Source organism: Dyadobacter sp. HNCC25DJ186, from assembly GCF_056895235.1.
On the sequence record NZ_JBXHAS010000002.1, the window covers coordinates 40875 to 58652 of the forward strand.

12 protein-coding genes are annotated in these 17778 nt (G+C 42.0%); 6 read left to right on the forward strand and 6 right to left on the reverse strand.

The genetic code is table 11. The features are described from left to right. Position 1: 1 nt before the first annotated feature. The 3 genes from AC1XUO_RS05140 to AC1XUO_RS05150 form a co-directional block, all read right to left on the reverse strand. The gene (locus AC1XUO_RS05140) at positions 2–1234 is read right to left on the reverse strand and encodes a PQQ-dependent sugar dehydrogenase (protein ID WP_483328693.1); all 1233 of its coding nucleotides are present in this window, start codon (positions 1232–1234) and stop codon (positions 2–4) included. 354 nt (positions 1235–1588) lie between these two features. Then, positions 1589–3064, reverse strand: a complete 1476-nt coding sequence (locus tag AC1XUO_RS05145) for a SusD/RagB family nutrient-binding outer membrane lipoprotein (protein WP_483328694.1) — start codon at positions 3062–3064, stop codon at positions 1589–1591. 20 nt (positions 3065–3084) lie between these two features. Further along, positions 3085–6420 carry a SusC/RagA family TonB-linked outer membrane protein gene (locus AC1XUO_RS05150; RefSeq protein WP_483328695.1) on the reverse strand — a complete coding sequence of 1112 codons (3336 nt, stop codon included), beginning with the start codon at positions 6418–6420 and terminating at the stop codon, positions 3085–3087. Between the two features lie 892 nt (positions 6421–7312). On the opposite strand from AC1XUO_RS05150, the gene AC1XUO_RS05155 reads away from it, so the two are divergent. After that, entirely contained in the window at positions 7313–8563 is a 1251-nt protein-coding gene (locus AC1XUO_RS05155) for an alkaline phosphatase family protein (RefSeq protein WP_483328696.1), read from the forward strand. A gap of 354 nt (positions 8564–8917) precedes the next feature. Here the strand turns inward: AC1XUO_RS05155 and AC1XUO_RS05160 are convergent, their stop codons facing one another. Then, on the reverse strand, positions 8918–9964 hold the full coding sequence (locus tag AC1XUO_RS05160) for an AI-2E family transporter (protein ID WP_483328697.1): 1047 nt from the start codon (positions 9962–9964) through the stop codon (positions 8918–8920). Between the two features lie 207 nt (positions 9965–10171). Here AC1XUO_RS05160 and AC1XUO_RS05165 point away from each other — a divergent pair, with 207 nt between their 5' ends. Further along, positions 10172–11095, forward strand: a complete 924-nt coding sequence (locus tag AC1XUO_RS05165; RefSeq protein WP_483328698.1) for an LEA type 2 family protein — start codon at positions 10172–10174, stop codon at positions 11093–11095. A gap of 87 nt (positions 11096–11182) precedes the next feature. Here AC1XUO_RS05165 and AC1XUO_RS05170 read toward each other — a convergent pair whose 3' ends face one another. Continuing rightward, positions 11183–11434 (reverse strand): hypothetical protein, encoded by a 252-nt coding sequence (locus AC1XUO_RS05170; RefSeq protein ID WP_483328699.1) that lies wholly within the window; start codon positions 11432–11434, stop codon positions 11183–11185. A 775-nt stretch (positions 11435–12209) separates the two neighbouring features. On the opposite strand from AC1XUO_RS05170, the gene AC1XUO_RS05175 reads away from it, so the two are divergent. The 4 genes from AC1XUO_RS05175 (at position 12210) to AC1XUO_RS05190 (ending at position 16966) form a co-directional block, all read left to right on the forward strand. Beyond that, positions 12210–12752, forward strand: coding sequence for a hypothetical protein (locus AC1XUO_RS05175; RefSeq protein ID WP_483328700.1), 543 nt, complete (start codon positions 12210–12212; stop codon positions 12750–12752). Next, positions 12752–13435, forward strand: coding sequence for a DUF2490 domain-containing protein (locus AC1XUO_RS05180; protein ID WP_483328701.1), 684 nt, complete (start codon positions 12752–12754; stop codon positions 13433–13435). The genes AC1XUO_RS05175 and AC1XUO_RS05180 overlap by 1 nt, the downstream gene beginning before the upstream one ends. A gap of 92 nt (positions 13436–13527) precedes the next feature. Then, on the forward strand, positions 13528–14589 hold the full coding sequence (locus AC1XUO_RS05185; RefSeq protein WP_483328702.1) for an NAD(P)-dependent alcohol dehydrogenase: 1062 nt from the start codon (positions 13528–13530) through the stop codon (positions 14587–14589). Between the two features lie 331 nt (positions 14590–14920). After that, positions 14921–16966: a DNA/RNA non-specific endonuclease gene (locus AC1XUO_RS05190; protein ID WP_483328703.1), complete on the forward strand. Its 2046-nt coding sequence runs from the start codon at positions 14921–14923 to the stop codon at positions 16964–16966. A gap of 22 nt (positions 16967–16988) precedes the next feature. Here AC1XUO_RS05190 and AC1XUO_RS05195 read toward each other — a convergent pair whose 3' ends face one another. Continuing rightward, positions 16989–17732, reverse strand: a complete 744-nt coding sequence (locus AC1XUO_RS05195) for an NUDIX hydrolase (protein WP_483328704.1) — start codon at positions 17730–17732, stop codon at positions 16989–16991. Between the last annotated feature and the right edge of the window lie 46 nt (positions 17733–17778).

Below are 17778 nucleotides of genomic sequence, written 5' to 3' on the forward strand. Positions count from 1 at the left end.
TTTATTTCTTGTAAACGCGGTATAATCTTCCCTGATCGGTCACTGCATAAAGTGCACCATCCTTGCCTTCTGTCACATCACGAAAGCGCTGGCCTTCGTTTGCAAGAAGTCTTTCTTCACCTACCACTTTATTGTTTTCAATGATCAGCCTCGCAATGTGCATGCTGCTCAAACCACCAATGAAAAGATTATTTTTCCATTCCGGAATGCTGTCGCTGCTGTAAAATGTGATTCCGCTTGGAGACATTACAGGATCCCAGTAATATACCGGCTGCTCCATTCCTTCCTTAACCTGAATCGAATCGCCAACTTTTTTGCCACTGTATTCGATCCCGTAAGTAATGGTTGGCCAGCCATAATTTTTGCCAGGTTCGATTCGGTTGAGCTCATCTCCGCCTCTCGGGCCGAATTCAACTTCCCAAAGATCTCCTGAAACCGGATGAAAAGCCAGTCCCTGGACGTTGCGGTGTCCATACGAATACAGTTCTGGTTTTGCTCCGGTCTTACCTTCAAATGGATTACCAGCGACTGGTTTGCCATCTTTAGTGATTCTGATCACTTTTCCAAGGCTTGAATTAAGTTGCTGTGCTTGCGGTCTGGTTACGGTGTCGGAGCGTTCGCCAGTGCTGATGATCAGGTTTGCATTTTTGTCAAAAAGAATGCGGCCTCCATAATGAAGATTTCCTGCGTATGCTGGCGTGGCACGATAGATCACGGTTGCACCTTCAATTTTCTTTTCGTCAGAGGAAAGTTTTCCTTTAGCGACAGCAGTCAGATTTCCATCCGGACGTTTCTCCGAAAATACCCAGTAGATCATCCGGTTTGTGCCAAAATCAGGATCCACGCGAATTCCTAACAAACCACCTTGGCCATCAGCGTTTACCGCAGGAATACCCGTGATCGGCGCACTTAAAGTGCCTTCTGTTGTGGCAATCCGCATCGTGCCTTCTTTTTCCGTAATAATCAAACGACCGTCAGGAAGACTTGTGATTCCCCACGGGCTTTTGAGATCGCTCGTCAACACTTTCCCTTCGTAGGCGGTAGTTGATTTAACTCCGCCAATTCTGGTTTGGCCCACAAATGCAGGTTTGTAATCTGAATTGGCTTTTTGGGTTTCTACCGGGGCAGATGTACTGTCGGTCACTGCGGCGTCAGAAGTTTCAGAAGATTTTTTTTGACAAGATGTAAAAACAAAAGCTGCTCCTGCAAGTACCAGCAAAATTTTTTTATTCATCGTTAAAAAGTTTAAAGGTTTCAAAAAGGGACTGAATAATCAAAAGTCAATCCAATATCCATTGTTACAACCTACAAAGCGGTTTTAGTGCCAAAAATAATATGTTTTATTTAAAGAAGTCCTGCACATGGGCAAATTGACTAATGGCCAAGATAGTTTCCAGTGCCTTCGGAAGTATACTTTCACCGTCAAAATTGCCTTCATATCAGATCTTATTCATGGGCGTATATAAATTAAAAATTGATTTAACCATGTAAAGAATAATCCCCGGAGAATCTTTGCAATGCAGAAGATATCCCGGGGATTATGTTTTATTAAAACTCAAAAATACTTGTGCCGAAATAGTAGTGCAGATTATTTATCCCACCATACTTTTGTATTGTAAGTATCTGCGCCTTGTCTGGCCACTGCTTCATTCAAACTGGTAGCATTCAGGACTTGTTCGCTGCGCGGGTAAGCAAAACGGACAGGAACCTTTCCGCCATTTACATTATCCTGTCCGGCTGTAACGGTCGGGATTCCGGTACGTCGCCAGTCAAACCAGGCTTCAAGTCCGGTAAAAAACAGCGCAATCCATTTCTGTGTTCCGATAACGGTAAGTGCTTCTGCATCGCTGTAAGCAACTCCCGGGCTTGTAAGATAATTAGCGGGCATGGTCACATCTACAAAATCAAATGCAGATTTTACTCCTTCTTCGTAATACATCTGAGCCGTTTTGGTCGAAGTAACGAGTCCTTTTTTTACTGCTTCGGCTAACACAAATTGCAGTTCCGGATATCCCATGATATATCCTTTTGCTACATCGAGGCCGCGTTCAGTTATTGAGCCTTTATAAAAAAGCGCTCCGGCACGCGAAACGTTATTAGGTCCTCCGGCATAGTCCAGCGCAGCGACTTCGTTTAATCCGTTAGGAACTCCGGTATATTTTGGTGTACCTGCAGCGATGGATGCATCGGTCGGTTGCGCAAAAACCGTAATTCTCGGGTCGGACAAAGCAGTGAGTTTATCTCCCAGATTTTTACTCAAACGAAACTCGTCAAAAGATCCCTGACGCGCAGTGTACATCGGAAACTGGTTTGGCGCAGAAGTCAGATAACGCAGTGTGGCGTTGTCGCTGTTTTTGTTAGCGTCGCTGAAAATAGGAGTGGCAGTGGGGTTGGCAAGAATGGCCTGCATATCAGCCTTTACATCTTTCACGTCAGAAATTCTGAGCAGGTAACGCAGACGAAGGCTGTTTGCAAGCTTTTTCCACTGCTGTACGTCACCGTTGTAAATCAGGTCTCCCACCACTGTTTCGCCAGGTCCCAGCAGATCGTTAGCCGTTTTCAGATCGTTAATAATTCCTGCATAAATCACTTCCTGCGTTTCATATTTCGGCGTAAATGTGCCGCTGATTCCTTTTGTCGCTTCGGTATATGGCACGTCGCCATAGGCATCGGTCAGCAACGAATACATCCAGGCGCGCATGATCAATGAAATCCCCTTATAGTTTTTGGAATTATTCTTGTCGCTCAGCTCAATCAGAAGCTGCACATTCCGGAGGTTGTTATACATGTTATTCCAGAGTCCGTCGCGGTCGCCCCAGGTGTAGCGGTCCTCAGACACGAACTGAATTTTAGCCGTATGCTGGATGACAATGTTTCCAATTCCCCAGCTCTGACCGACCATTTCATTAACAGCGGTACGAATAATGCCGGGAAGAAGCAGGTCAGGCGTTACATCGGTGATCGCGTTTGGATCCGTATTTTTTTCTACAAAATCATCCGTACAAGCGGGTAGAAAGAAAAGCGCTGCGGCCAGTATGAATATATATTGTTTTGTCTTTTTCATCGTCGTAAGGTTTAGCCTGATTAAAAGTTAAATCCAAGATTGAAACCCCAGCTGCGGGTTGTAGGCATACCAACCGAATCAATTCCCGGGATAATTGTTCCGCCGCTTAGTGAAGAAGTCTCCGGATCGATATGTGGAACTTTGCTCCATACAGCCAGGTTGCGGCCTACCACTGAAACATTCAGACCTCGGATTTTGGCTTTTGACAAGTATTTTGCAGGAATTGTATAACCAAGTCTGACTTCGCGAAGTTTAGCATAAGAAGCATTGAAAATTCCGCCTTCCGGAATATCGCGGTTTCCGGTACGTGACTGATGGTATTCACGGGCAGAAAGTTTCACGTCATTTGGGCGGAAACTTCCATCTGCATTTTCAATGACACCCTGGGCGATTACACCATTACCAGGAACCGTGAGGTCATATCCATTTGCGCGTCCTTCCAAAGTTTCTTCCAGCTGACCGGCTTCCAGGCCCACTACGAAAGTTTCAGAGAAAATCTGTCCACCGTGACGGATATCCAAAAGCGCTCCCAGACTTACATTTTTATAGGTAAAGGTATTGCGTATGCCGGCCATCCAGTCGGCATTATAGTTTCCAACTTTAATACGGTTATTCGTGCTCACATACCGGCCTGATTCATTTAATATTTTCTGACCAAAATAAGGACTGTTTCTATCTTCAACACGTTTGAAACCAATAGCATACATATCTCCCATGCGCTGGCCAACCTGCGCACGAATCGATACGCCGTGACGTTCTGCCATTTGATAATCCTCAACCACACCGTCAAATTCAATGACTTTACTGCGGTTGGCCGACCAGTTCACGCCAATATCCCAACGGAAAGCCTCGGTCTGTATCGGTGTTCCGGAAAGCACTACTTCGAACCCGTAATTTCTAATCTCCCCTGCATTTACGATCCTGGTATTGTAACCCGATGTAAGTGAAACAGGCACGGATGGAAGAATCTGGTTTCTTGTATTGATATTATAAAAGGTAAAATCCAGACCTGCACGGCTCTTCAAAAACCGCCACTCAGTTCCAATTTCAAAGGATGTACTGATTTCTGGTTTCAGATTATAATTTACCAGCGTGCTGTTGGAATTATAAATTGGATAATCTCCCCATGGATTGTCGCGGATATAACCGGATGTGAAACGGTATGGATCTGTGTCGTTACCAACCTGAGCTAAACTGGTACGAACTTTACCGAATGAAACCCACTCAGGAAGTTGAACAATATCACTTACCACGGCACTTAATGATGCGGAAGGATAAAAGTAGGAGTTAATTGTTTGTCCCAGTGAATCGGCTGCCGCAGGAAGCGTCAGTGCGGTTGACCAGTCATTACGAGCGGTCACATCCAGGAATAGGAAATTTTTATAACCAAACTGAACTGACCCGTACAAACTATTGATTACCTTATTGATATCATCAATCGAGCTTACCAGCCCAACCCGGGTGTTATTAAAGCTGTAAATCCCTGGAATTAAAAGCTGGGGCGCTGTTACTTCAAAATTATTTGTTTTACTGATCTGGCGGTTTCCTCCAAAGTTTGCCCCGATTGTAAAGGTTTCGTTAATCTCTTTTGAAGCGTTAAACAGGAAGTCAAAGTTTGATTCTCCATTTTTTACACGTTCCTCACGGTAACTGCCAAACGGAAATCTCTGCGTGCTGAAAGCGCGTCTTCTTTTTCTGAGATCATTATTAAAATCAGTACCGCCTCTTACCTGCAAACTCAGCCAGTCGTTAAAGTTATATTTAACGGCAATGTTCCCAAATATACGGTTCGCGTTTTGGCTATTCGTATTTTCGTATAGGTTAAAATATGGATTATCGTGGTAGTTATAATTGAAATTGAACTGCTGTTTATTTTCCATTCCGGGAATCCAGTAGTTTTTCAAACTATTCAAGTCTACATTTTGACCCATCCAGCAGTGCAGCAAATAGATGATACTCTCCGTTCCGTAGGTTAGGTTCGGGCGGTTGTCGCTGGCCGAATTTACATAATTCGCTGAGATGCGAACGGAAAGTTTTGGTGACAGATTATAACCGGTGTTGATTGCAAAAGTGTTACGCTTGATATCGGTATTTGGAATAATTCCCTTTTGGTCAAGCAGCGTGTAGGACAGTCTGAAATCGCCTTTTTCATTAGCTCCTGTAACGGAGATGTTCGTATTTTTTGTTATCCCGGTTTCGTAAAATTGTTTCAGATCATTTCCTGGAAGAAAGGGAGTAGGGGTGATCGTTCCGCGTGCTGCAAGGTCTGCGGGTGATCCCAGGACACCGTCATCAACCAGGGAAATATCACCACCACGGAAGCCATTCGAAGTTGGGGAATTGTGTTGGGCAATAAGTCTTCCGTCCATTTGCGGACCCCAGCTTTCATCTACACCATCGCGGATACCGCCGCCATTTCCGTCGACAAAACTAAATTCTCCATTATTCCCCTGGCCATAAACACGCTGAAAGTCGGGAAGTATCAGAGGGTTTTCAAAAGTCAGGCCGGCATTTACCGACACACCAAGCCCTTTGCTATTCTTACCTGATTTGGTGGTAATAACGATCACACCGTTAGCGCCGCGCGATCCGTAAAGCGCCGATGCATTGGCACCTTTAAGCACTGTCATAGATTCGACATCATCCGGATTGATCAGTGAAGCACCATTTCCATAATCAAGTTCCTGGAAATCTCTTCCGCTTGAACCCGTCAGCGCATTGGTGATGGGTACGCCGTCAATTACAAACAGCGGCTGGTTTTTATTAATGTCCAGCGATTTATCACCCCGAATGGTTATACGTGCGGAACCTCCTATACCGCTCGGGCTGCTCATAACCTGGACCCCCGCGATTTTTCCAGCCAAACCACTGACGAAATTACTTTCTCGGGCTTTGTCAAGGTCACCACCTTTCAATTCCTGAACCGCATAACCTAATCGCTTGGTTTCCTGTTTGATACCGAGCGCTGTGACCACTACTTCATTGAGGTTTCTGGCGTCCGGCTGCATGGTAATATCCAGAGAAGTTGCGTTACCGACCGGTGTTTCAACCGAAAGGTAACCCACGTAAGAAAACACCAGCGATCCTGCGTTATCTGGAACGCTGATCTGGTATTTTCCGTCTCCGTCTGAAATGGTTCCTGAGCTGCTTCCTTTTACGATAATACTCACACCAGGCAGTCCGCTGCCGGTTTCATCGATGATGCGCCCGGTAATGGTTTTGTCAATTCTAATGCTGCCGAGCACATTAAATTCTGCTTTCGAAACGGGGATTAAACTTCCTGCAAGCAAAGCCTGGCAAAGAATTACCCTGGAGAACTTCCGAAAATGTTTAGGAATAGGTAATGTTTTTAACATAAAATTAAACTTTGAGATTAAACTTTGGTTAAAAAAATGCTTTTAGACCTTAGGTTGGCGCAAAAATGAATGATTTACTTTTTGTATTACTTAAAATGAAAATGAAGAAATTGTTAATTATGGAATTGTATTTCTGGGGTTTTATCCCAATTTCTATTGTATTTGAAACCGGTAGTCAGCTTTTTTTATGATTGCTGATTGCAAAAGGTTAATACTAACTAATCTGTTAAAAGGACTATAAAATTAGCATCAAAATTCGTGAATACGATTTTTTGTAATGATGATGAATCAGCCTCGGTCAGGCAGGGAAATTGCCCTGAAATTGTGCGTGTAACGGAATTCCGGAAAGACAGCTAGTCCCTGTATACCACGCAATTAAGATACTGTAATTTTTATTCAAATCAAAAACTGATGCGCGGGTTAGAGATAAAGAAAATCGTGTTTATGGTCTGCTTTTAAAGTTGACCGCGGGAAAAGGATATTGCGGATCCGTTTGCTCCGGTCAGATTATTTCTCAAACATTCTTTAATGAAAGTATATAAAAATTGTAATAATATCATACCTATGACTTGCTGAAAAACTAATTCTTAAGATTGGTAAAACCAGCTATTTAAATTAATAAAATTGCTGGTGAAATATATTTTTGATTTTAATGCCAGGAAAAATTTTTTAATGCCAGAATGGTCATTCAATTTATTGATAAATTCTTAACATTGTCTTAAAGTGCTGATGCCATCGTTACTGCAATTTTGCAAAACTCAAACTATGGTCAAACGAGGCTGGAATATTTCACCATAGACGTCGCGTGCTATAAGTGATGAACGTCGGGACGCGCGTAACTCAGATCTTCCCGGATCCCTAACCTAATTAATTGTGATTTAAAAATAAAAAAATGTATTCAAAACAATCTGTACTTTTTCTGATTTTACTCCTTCTTAATTCCGGCGTTTTTGCGCAAAACAGTAAAAATAAAGCACTGTTTGTCATTGTCGATGGTATATCCTACGAGCAGCTGAAGAAAGTAGCGACTCCGAATCTGGATGTTATTGCCAAAGTTGGCGGCATGAGCAGGGCTTATGTGGGTGGGGAGAAAAAAACGTACTCTCAAACGCCGACGATTTCTGCGGTTGGCTATAATAGTCTCTTAACCGGAACCTGGGTAAATAAGCATAATGTCTGGGATAACAATATTAAAAAGCCTAACTATCATTACTGGACGATTTTCAGATTTTTCCACGAAGCCTATCCTGCGAAAAAGACCGCAATTTATTCTACCTGGCTCGACAACCGCACGAAACTCATCGGAACCGATCTACCAGAAACAGGAAAAATGAAAATGGATTATTTTTTCGATGGTTTTGAACTGGATACAATCAACTTTCCACATGATAAAAATGCTGAATATATCAGTAAGATTGACGGAAAGGTGGTGGATGAGGCCGCATCACATATTAAAAACGAAGCACCTGATCTGTCCTGGGTTTATCTGGAATTTACTGACGACATGGGTCACAGGTACGGAAATAGCGAACAATTTTTTAATGCTGTCAAACGAATGGATACGCAGATGGGCCAGCTTTGGCAGGCGGTTAAAGAACGTGAGAATAAACACGGCGAAAACTGGCAGATTTTCATTACCACGGACCATGGAAGGGGAGAGCCCTCGGGCAAGGATCACGGCGGTCAGTCAGATGCTGAGCGCAGCACCTGGATTGTTACAAACGCGAAGGATTTAAATGATTATTTTACCAAATCGGCGGAGCACAAGCAAATTCCTTCAATTGTCGATATTATGCCAACCATGGCAAGACACCTGGATTTGAAAATTCCAAAAGAACAATTCTTCGAGCTGGATGGTATCCCGTTGACAGGGAAAATTTCCGTGACAGAGCTGGCAGCAACAAAAGCGGACGGCAAAATTAATCTGAACTGGACTGTAAAAAACAACGAAGGTGATGTGAAAATTTGGGTTGCTGTAACCAATCATTTTGAAACCGGAGGGAATGACCGGTATATGCTGATGGGCCAGGTACCTGTTGAGCAGGGAAAGGGTTCAATAGATATCAGCAAACTTCCAAAGGGTTTTTATAAAATTGTTGTTGAAGGAAAATATAACACGGTTAATCGCTGGATTGTCGAATAAATCACTTTGACAGAAAGCCTGGTCATTTTCCAAATTTTACGCGCAATAAGCTTCCGGTACTTTTGGAATTCTTATTGCACGTAAAATTTTAGTGGCATACAACAACGAAGCTTTTCGATATTATAACGACTATCGGAAACGCTGAATACTGAAATCCCGGGCATCTCCAATTGTCCCGATGCGTGCGTTCAGGGGGTGTAAATCCAGTTTGCGAGTTTTCCATGTCATGTGTTCGCGGCGATAAGATAGCCGTCAGCACCGTAAACAATACCGTTTAACTCAAAGATGGGGCCCAAACATTAACTTCATGGGGCGCCAAACCTGATATTCGAAGGCTTGTCATTTATGAATTTACTATGTATTTAAATCAACAGAATCGGGCTTATCATTCCCTAACACAAACGCAAATGGTTTACCCTGATCAAGATATTTGAATATAACACGCAATATCCCGGTGATTGGAATTGCAATGATAGCGCCTGGAACACCCCACAAAATACCAAATGCGATTACCGAGGTGATGGTCACGAATGGATTCAGATCAACTTCTTTACCGACTACATAAGGCTGCGTTATATAATTATCAATCATTTGTGCAGCAAACATTACTCCAAAAACGACTAAAACACTGGAAAAACCTCCTGATACCATGGCCAGGATTGCAGCTAAGCCACCGCCGATTACGTTGCCTACATAAGGTACAAATGAGCACGCCGCGGCAATTAAAGCCAGTAAAAGTGCGTACTTGACACCACCGATAAGAAAACCGGCTCCATATAGAACTGCCAAAATCAACATGGCCTTAAACATACCCCAAAAATAACCGCCGGAAGTTTTTCTGATTTCAGTAAGAGCATCGAGAGCTTGCGGACGTTTTTCAGGTGCCACATGCATCAATATGAATTTTTTGAAACGTTTTCGCTGAGATAACAGCAATACAACATAGACGATCACCAGGACAAAACTTGTCAACGTACCGATGATAGTTCCGAGAGCGGCGGGTCCGGTTTTTCCTAAATTGGACAGCAATTGTTTTGCTTGTTTTAACTGTTCATCCGGATCAATACCTGCTTTTTGCTGGATAAATACTTGTGCATCATCAAGCAGTTTAAGCATCGTTTTTTCAATTTCCGGCCAATCCGACGCGATTAGCTTTATTTGTATTGCCAGTAAGGAGCCCAGGAAAATGAAGAAAAATAGTAGTAATAATGTACTGCCAAGTACTGCGAATCCGGGACTGAGGCCCTTATTTTCCAGCCAGTTCGCAACCGGGATTAACATCAGTGCCAGCACGATACCAATGGCAAGCCGCGCAAGAAAAGTCTTACCGAGGTACAATAATGCAGGCACTGCTATTATCAAAAGAACCCATTTTAAGACTCTGGAAATATTTTCGTTCATAGTTAGTTATTTCCAGCACTTATTAAAAAAATTATTCCATTCACAGACATGATAAAATAGGTTGCAAAAAGTTTGAAGTGGATAGAGCACCGGCTGAAATAATGTAAAACTGGTGAGCATGGTAGCGCCAGCGAAGAAGGAGCCTATTGTTAGGCACCCGGGAATGATATTTTTTAAGAATTTTATTTACACGTTAAAATCATGACTATGAATAATGCTCGCCCTGTTAAAATTTTATCGATCATTGTGTTATTGTTAATTGTATTTGGTGCCGGATGGTATTTCCTGGATCAGTACAAGAAAGAACATGGTAACCCGGTCTCCGGGCTGAAACCTAAGGTGGAAATGGGCCTGGGGAGTATAGATAATATCACAGACAGTACCATCGATTTGTCTCTAAAACTGCTTATTGATAACCCCTTGCCGGTTGGTATTGACATTAAAAGTTTTAAGTATTTTGTCCAAATGAATGGCGTTGCTATTATTGAAAATGAATATAAGAAACCATTGCTTATTGAGCCTCAGGATAGCACGGTTGTTGAGTTGCCATCCCAATTGAAAATTAAAAAACTGAAAATAGAAGGAGATTCAGAGGCTGAAGCTGGTGAAGATAGTGCAGATTATCATTTTGAAGGACAGTTTCAGTTAAATAAATCAATACTTGGAAAAGATTCAATTAACCTTGCGGTCGATAAAAGGCTGCCTCTGTACCGACTGCCAAAAGTCGAAATTGTCGATTATGATATGACCAAGTTTGGCCTGTCAGAATCAAAAATAATTCTCAAACTAAAATTCTCAAACAAAAACCCTTTCCCCATCCAATTTGAAGATCCGGCCTATGTAGTAGATCTGGGTAAGCAAAAAAGGCTGGCAGAGGGAAGTGTCCAAGGGGCTACAACCGTCAAGGGGAAAAGCAGTGAATTGTATGAAATTCCACTTTCAATCGATATGGGGAAAATTTTGAAAGCAACTGGTCAGCTTATAGTTAAAGGAACAAGTCTGCCTTTTACGCTTTACTTTAAAAGTAAATTGAAGTCTGAAAATGAGATTTTCAAGGGGAGTGATATCAATATCGTGGTCAACGGCGATTTGAAGGATATCCAGACCGTTCAGAAAAATTTGTCTAAATAGGATAAATATTTAGGGCAGGTAAAGTACTGCGTAAATTCCAGCACTTTGCCTGCCAAATCCTATTCTGAAACCAATGTGGTTAGTTTTTTATTTATGTACCGTGATCCATCCGGATCTGTCAGCTGCGGTATTCCCCAACGACTCTTCTTCCGGAGCCACCGGATTTAAATCAAATTCTCTTGAAAGAAGTTCCAATACCTGCCTGTTATCGGACTTAACATACGCCTTCCCAAGTTTGGCATTGTAATGAATCTCAATATTTTTCACCAATCCGTTAGGTTGAGCTGAAAGATAGTCACTTATTTCTTCCCCATTCCCCCAAAACAATAATGTTTGCATAGTTATATTTTGATTCGTGATAAAAGATAAAGATTTTGACAATGTGATATGCTAATATAAAGATAATTCTAAATTAAATAAAGATTACCCTGGTATGAGATTTTTCAGACTTGGTCCCGGTAAAAATTGGTACGAATATTATAGAAAAATAACTGTTGTTGTGAATAGTTTAGGTAGTTAATTTATCAACCTGATACTAATTGTGAAGATCCTGAGCAGCCCAATAACCAGAACCACGAATAATTATTTTGAATGGTTTTGAATGTACACTAAAATCCCATCCAGGTTAAAAATATTATTTGAAGTTATAAATGAATAAAAAAATGAATTTGGAAAGGTTTTTTTTCGCAGTGAAATCAGGTGCATCATACATAATATCTGAACTTAGACGATAATAAGCCAGATCAATCGTGGTGGACAGTAGATTTTAGGTGGCTTGATTTCAATACCGTTTTTTTTGCTGTAAAGTAAAGTTTGTCAGTAAGTTAATCAGTTTTTTTACGAAATCACTTGAAAATGAAGCGTGACACGATGCTCATTGGAAAGCATTTAACGCAGATTCAGATTGAATGTGCAACGAGAATATGCGGACAATTTTCAATGGCTGATAATTATTTGTTAAACCCAGTGCGTATTTCCGGGATATCAACACAAAAATTTTAGGTGTTTGAAAATCTATCCGTATTGACCGAAGTTGGAAAAATCGAATTTTCTTAAAAAAATTACCGTGAACTTAAAACATTACTTATTTACATTTTTTCTTTTTTTCGCAGTCATGGCGTTTTGTACGCGAACTTTCGCGCAAATAAAGTATGAAAGGGAATATAGCATCAAGTCAGATGCAGTACCGCAAGAAGCATCAAAATTTGTGTCCTCAATCTTTCCAAAAGCCAGAATCCATTGGTATAGGGAAGAAAGCCTTACTGGAAGTTCCATTGAGGCAAAATTCAAATCCTCCGGAAAACGGTTTAGTATCGAGTTTGATGAAAAGGGAAATTTGCAGGATGTAGAAATTATGTCAAGTATTAAAGAAATGTCTTCGGAAGGTCGCCAGGCGTTAAAAGGTGAACTTAGCAAATCTTTCAAGAAATATAAAATTGAAAAGGTCCAGCTTCAGTGGGTTGGGGTGGAGAGTAAAGTAAAAAAATCCTTACTTGAACTAGCTGCCGCAGACGGTATCCGGACCCGGTATGAACTAATCATAAAAGGTACCAGGAATGGGAAAGAAAATTATTTTGAGATACTTTCTGAAAGTGATGGCAGGATTGTAACCACGAGGGAGATTGTACAACGTAATACAGATAACTTGATTTACTGATGTACAAAATAGTTTTTAGCGGACTTTTAGTTTTTGTTATCTCCTTTCCAGGCTTTAGTCAGTCGAATTATAGGGCTGGTACGCTTTCCCAGATAAACGTTAACGCCAAAGTTGCAGAACGTTGGAAGCTTAACACAAAGCTGGAAACACGACAGATATTCTCAAGTAGAGAGCCGGGGAAGCTTACCAACAATCGGGTTCAATATGAAAGAACGGATTTAGCTTTCATGCTCACGAAAAAAATATCGGCTGATAATGCCTTGGGCGGCGGTTATATGGTCCGCCTCGAAGAAGGTAGATTCATGCATCGGTTTAGCCAGCAGTTTAGCAGTGTAAATATGCTGGATGTCCTCAATATTGCACACCGCGTTCTGGCTGACGAAACTTTCAGCCCTGTTGACCCTGCGGAATTCCGTCTACGGTATCGTTTGGGTATGGAATTGCCTTTAAATGGTCAAAAGATTGATCCGAAGGAATTTTATGGCAAGTTTAATAACGAATATTTGGGGATCTTTTCCGACAGCAATCCTGACCTGGAAATTCGCGGTTTGCTTTCACTAGGTTATAACGCTGCCGATGATAACAAACTGGAATTTGGCGTGGAGTATCGCGTCAATGGTTTTAATGAGCCGGTTAATGCACAACAATTCTGGCTGACTGTTGCCTGGTTCGTGAGTATCTGAAATCGTTGTTTTATTCAATTTGTGGACCAAAAAAATGTTAGAAGAAAGCCCATTCTATCTTATTCATCAAAAACCAACAATAATTAATAATCATGGAAACAAACGTTGTAAAAGCTTTTGGCACTGAGGCTGCTCAGTCCCCACTAAATCAGATGGACATCAACCGCAGAAAACCTACGGCGCATGATGTAGAAATTGAAATATTGTTCTGTGGTGTGTGCCATTCCGACCTGCATACAGCAAAAAGTGAGTGGGGCCCTTCAATGTACCCTTGCGTTCCGGGACACGAGATTGTAGGAAAAATTGTCAGTGTTGGTGGTCATGTAAGTAAATTTAAAGTAGGCGATGTTGTCGGCGTAGGCTGTATGGTCGACTCGTGCCGGGAATGTCAATATTGTAACGATGACCTTGAACAATTTTGCGAAAAGGGAATGACCGGCACCTACAATGCGCCAGACAAGCATATCCCGGGTTCTCATACTTTTGGAGGATATTCTGAAAGTGTGGTGGTAAATGAAAATTACGTATTGCGCATTCCTGAAAATATGGACCTGGCTGCCGCCGCGCCATTGCTATGTGCCGGTATTACCACCTACTCTCCTTTACACCACTGGAAAGTCGGCCCGGGGAAAAAAGTGGGTGTTGTCGGTATTGGAGGTCTGGGGCACATGGGCATCAAGATTGCCAAGGCAATGGGTGCTGAGGTTATTGCTTTCACCACATCCGAATCTAAATTTGCAGAAGCAAAACGCCTCGGAGCAGACGATGTTGTGCTTTCAAAAGACAAACAACAGATGAAGGCTTATGCCGGTCAGCTTCACTTTATTCTGGATGCAGTTTCCGCAGAACACGATATCAACGCATACCTTAATCTGCTTCGCGTAGACGGATCGCTTGCGCTCGTTGGTGCTCCCGAACATCCGCTTCCGGTAGCGGCATTCAGTTTAATTATGGGACGCAAAAGTTTTGCAGGTTCGATGATCGGCGGCATTGCTGAAACGCAACAGATGCTGGATTTCTGCGGAGAACACAACCTGGTGGCAGATATTGAGATGATTAATATTCAGGATATCAATCAGGCATACGAACGTCTGTTAAATGGCGATGTGAAATATCGTTTTGTGATTGATATGGCATCACTTAAAGCTAACTGACACTAAGTTAAGCGAACTTAAAAAAAGTGCTCCGGCAAGATTAGCTGCCGGAGCACTTTTTATTTCATGTCTTCAAAGCATTGGGGCTCTGATTCTTATCATTGGAATGTTCAGATTGATTTTAGTTTTTTCTCATATCATTAAATCATGCTCTGCCCTGGCAATTGATACCGGTAATTTCTTTTGATCATTTCGCACTCATCTCCTTTGTCTTTGTCAACTGTTTTAGGAGATATTTATTAACAATTAAGTAAAGTCATCATGATATACTTTATTTAACTTTGATATCAAAAGTAGGGCAGCTAAGTTCCATCAACTTATTCCATATTGTATGGCTACATTGTCAAAGGATCTGCTAACACAGATTTACAATCGCTACAAGGATATTTCCAAAGATCCGGTCCCTGAGCCAGAAAGCCTGTTGGCCACACGAATGGCAGTGATGGTGGAAAATACGCTGGATAAGCCACAACAAGGTCAGGAAAAAATCAGAGGGACAAATAATCTTACTTCCGTATCAACCCTGCTGCGAGGCTACGAAGTGGGCTGTTCTGTCGGGCTTGTTTTCAATATGAATCGTAGTGACATTGACAGTGCGGCGATTGGTACGGGTTTTTTGATAGCGCCCGGTATTTTTGTAACCAATAATCATGTAATTCCTACCATTGCAGATGCTGACCGGTTTGGACTTTTGATGAATTACCAAAGGGATCTGGATGGCAATTTAGATACGCTTTACAAATACCGGTTTGAACCTCAAAAATACTTTTATACCTCCGAGGTGCTGGATTTCACAATTCTGGCAGTAGAGCCGGAGGACTATGAGGGGCAGAAAAGGTCGTTGGATTCATTTGGGTACTTGCGGTTGTTAGAGGAAAGCGGAAAAATAACAGAAGGCGAATTTGCCTCGCTTATCGAGCATCCAAATGGAAAACCCAAACAGGTTGTATTGTATGAAAATTCTATTTTATACGACAAACATTCGCAGTTTTTATTGTACAGTGCCGATACCGACGAGGGAGCATCCGGTTCCCCGCTTTTTAATTATGAATGGACTGTTGTTGCGCTGCACCATGCGGGAGTGCCGCAGTCGCTGGACCAGTTGCGCGCAATTGATGACGAACTGATCAATGAAAATGAATATCCGAAGGCAGCGAACGAAGGTATCAGAATCAGCGCTATCATGTCCGAACTAAAACAAAGCGACAATCCGTCTGCAAAGATACTATATGGATTAATTCATCTGGCTGCAAAAGTACCCGTCAAAGCAAGTTTGCCATCCCGGCCATTTGAAGAAGCGCGCCATTCATTTGTCTCAGAATCCGCTTTTGAAAATACCAGTTTCGAACAAGCCGCCAAAGTGCCAACTTCAAGGAATTTTGTACACCAAAACATTGAAAATGCCGTGGAAAATCAAAAAAATATTATCCGTCTAAACATCCCAATCGAAATTCATCTTGGGCAACTAAGTGAAGTGAATACGGTATCGGTGACGCCAACAGAACAGGTAAATCAGCCTATTCTTGAAAAAAGAAGTTCCAGCGATCCCGTAAACCGTGATATCAATGATCGTCAGGGATATCAGTACGATTTTCTTGGTTTTAATATAAGTCTTGAAAACTTATATAAACCTTTTTCAGACAAAGGATTATTAGCAGCAACACTGGACGAAAAAATGGTATTGGATTATACGCATTTTAGTCTGGTTATGCATAAGGTCAGAAGAATGTGTGTAATAACGGCAGTAAACATTGATGGCAACCTGGCTAAATCCGTACCCCGGAATGACAACTGGCAGCTTGATGGCAGGATGGACACTAAGTTTCAGTTGGGCAATGCGATTTATCTAAATAATGATTTGGACCGTGGGCACATGGTCCGCAGAGAGGACCCTAACTGGGGACCAGAGGCAGCGCAGGCCAATGCCGATACTTTTCATTATACCAATTCATGTCCTCAGCATAAGGATCTGAACCAGAAAAGCTGGTTATCACTGGAAAATTATGTGTTAAGCAATACGAAATTACTGGATTTAAAAATTTCCGTTTTTACCGGTCCGGTGTTGGATGAAAATTACGTTCATTACCGTGAAGCCCTTGTTCCGGTGCAGTTCTACAAGATTGTGGCCATGATTAAAAAAGATGGGACTCCTTCGATAACCGGATATGTACTTACGCAGAAGGAACTGATCAGCGGGTTAGAATCAGTCATGACCGAGTTTGTTTTTGCCGAGTTTAAAACATATCAATTATCGCTGGACAGAATTGAAGAAATGACCGGATTGGATCTTGGAGTGCTTAAACCTTTTGACCCGCTAAAAGGAGCATTGGAGAGCCTTCCGAGGGAAATTTCGGATGCATCTGATTTAATTATTTGACATTACAGGCATCAGAATAAATCTATTTTTCTATAAATTTATATAGAAACGGGGCCTTGTGTGCACCACCGCTGTATTGTTTTTCAAGTCTCTCCAAAATTTCGAGGCCCAGCACTTTACGTTGGAAACTTGATCTTCGAAGTTTTTGGCCGAGTATTATTTCGTATAATTTCTGAAGCTCGCCCATCGTAAATGCTTTCGGCAACAAGGGGGCGGCCCAGCTTTCATTTCCACCCAGTTTTCTGTCGAGATCGGCTCTGAGCGTTTGCAGTGCTTTTTGCACAATTGTCTCATGATCAAGCATCAGTGTTGGGAGATTGTCAAGAGTATACCAGACGCAGGTATCAGAAAGCGGGTCAGGCGTAGGAGCGGCTTTCCTAAAATCAATCAGGGCATAATATCCCACAGAAACAAACCGGCGCAATAACCAGTGCTCGTCATCCGGACTTATACCTTTCGCCAGCATAATCGTGCGTAGCGGCACTTTATCATAACGGGCCAAATCTCCAAAAGTGTAAAACTGATCGATATAAATGTCAGAAAGCCCGGTACGTTCAACAAGGACGCGCATGGCTGCGTCATTCAAATTTTCCTTCTCTTTCACAAATCCACCAGGGAGCGCATAAAGACTTGTATTTTGATATTCGAGAACAAGAATTTTAAGCTGATGCTGATCAAATCCGAATATTACAAAGTCCATAGCCAGACCTGGCAGATATCCAACTCCTTCGAAGTTTTGTTCGAAGCGCTCATCTTTTTCATGCATGATATAAAAATTTTACGTGCAAGTTAGAAAAAAGAAAGATTGTGAA

What these genes read in the sequence shown, in the direction of transcription:
- AC1XUO_RS05165 (WP_483328698.1), top strand. Translation starts at nt 10,172, where the DNA reads ATGAATAATGCTCGCCCTGTTAAAATTTTATCGATCATTGTGTTATTG.
- AC1XUO_RS05195 (WP_483328704.1), bottom strand. Translation starts at nt 17,732, where the DNA reads ATGCATGAAAAAGATGAGCGCTTCGAACAAAACTTCGAAGGAGTTGGA.
- AC1XUO_RS05155 (WP_483328696.1), top strand. Translation starts at nt 7,313, where the DNA reads ATGTATTCAAAACAATCTGTACTTTTTCTGATTTTACTCCTTCTTAAT.
- AC1XUO_RS05150 (WP_483328695.1), bottom strand. Translation starts at nt 6,420, where the DNA reads ATGTTAAAAACATTACCTATTCCTAAACATTTTCGGAAGTTCTCCAGG.
- AC1XUO_RS05145 (WP_483328694.1), bottom strand. Translation starts at nt 3,064, where the DNA reads ATGAAAAAGACAAAACAATATATATTCATACTGGCCGCAGCGCTTTTC.
- AC1XUO_RS05140 (WP_483328693.1), bottom strand. Translation starts at nt 1,234, where the DNA reads ATGAATAAAAAAATTTTGCTGGTACTTGCAGGAGCAGCTTTTGTTTTT.
- AC1XUO_RS05175 (WP_483328700.1), top strand. Translation starts at nt 12,210, where the DNA reads ATGGCGTTTTGTACGCGAACTTTCGCGCAAATAAAGTATGAAAGGGAA.
- AC1XUO_RS05170 (WP_483328699.1), bottom strand. Translation starts at nt 11,434, where the DNA reads ATGCAAACATTATTGTTTTGGGGGAATGGGGAAGAAATAAGTGACTAT.
- AC1XUO_RS05180 (WP_483328701.1), top strand. Translation starts at nt 12,752, where the DNA reads ATGTACAAAATAGTTTTTAGCGGACTTTTAGTTTTTGTTATCTCCTTT.
- AC1XUO_RS05160 (WP_483328697.1), bottom strand. Translation starts at nt 9,964, where the DNA reads ATGAACGAAAATATTTCCAGAGTCTTAAAATGGGTTCTTTTGATAATA.
- AC1XUO_RS05190 (WP_483328703.1), top strand. Translation starts at nt 14,921, where the DNA reads ATGGCTACATTGTCAAAGGATCTGCTAACACAGATTTACAATCGCTAC.
- AC1XUO_RS05185 (WP_483328702.1), top strand. Translation starts at nt 13,528, where the DNA reads ATGGAAACAAACGTTGTAAAAGCTTTTGGCACTGAGGCTGCTCAGTCC.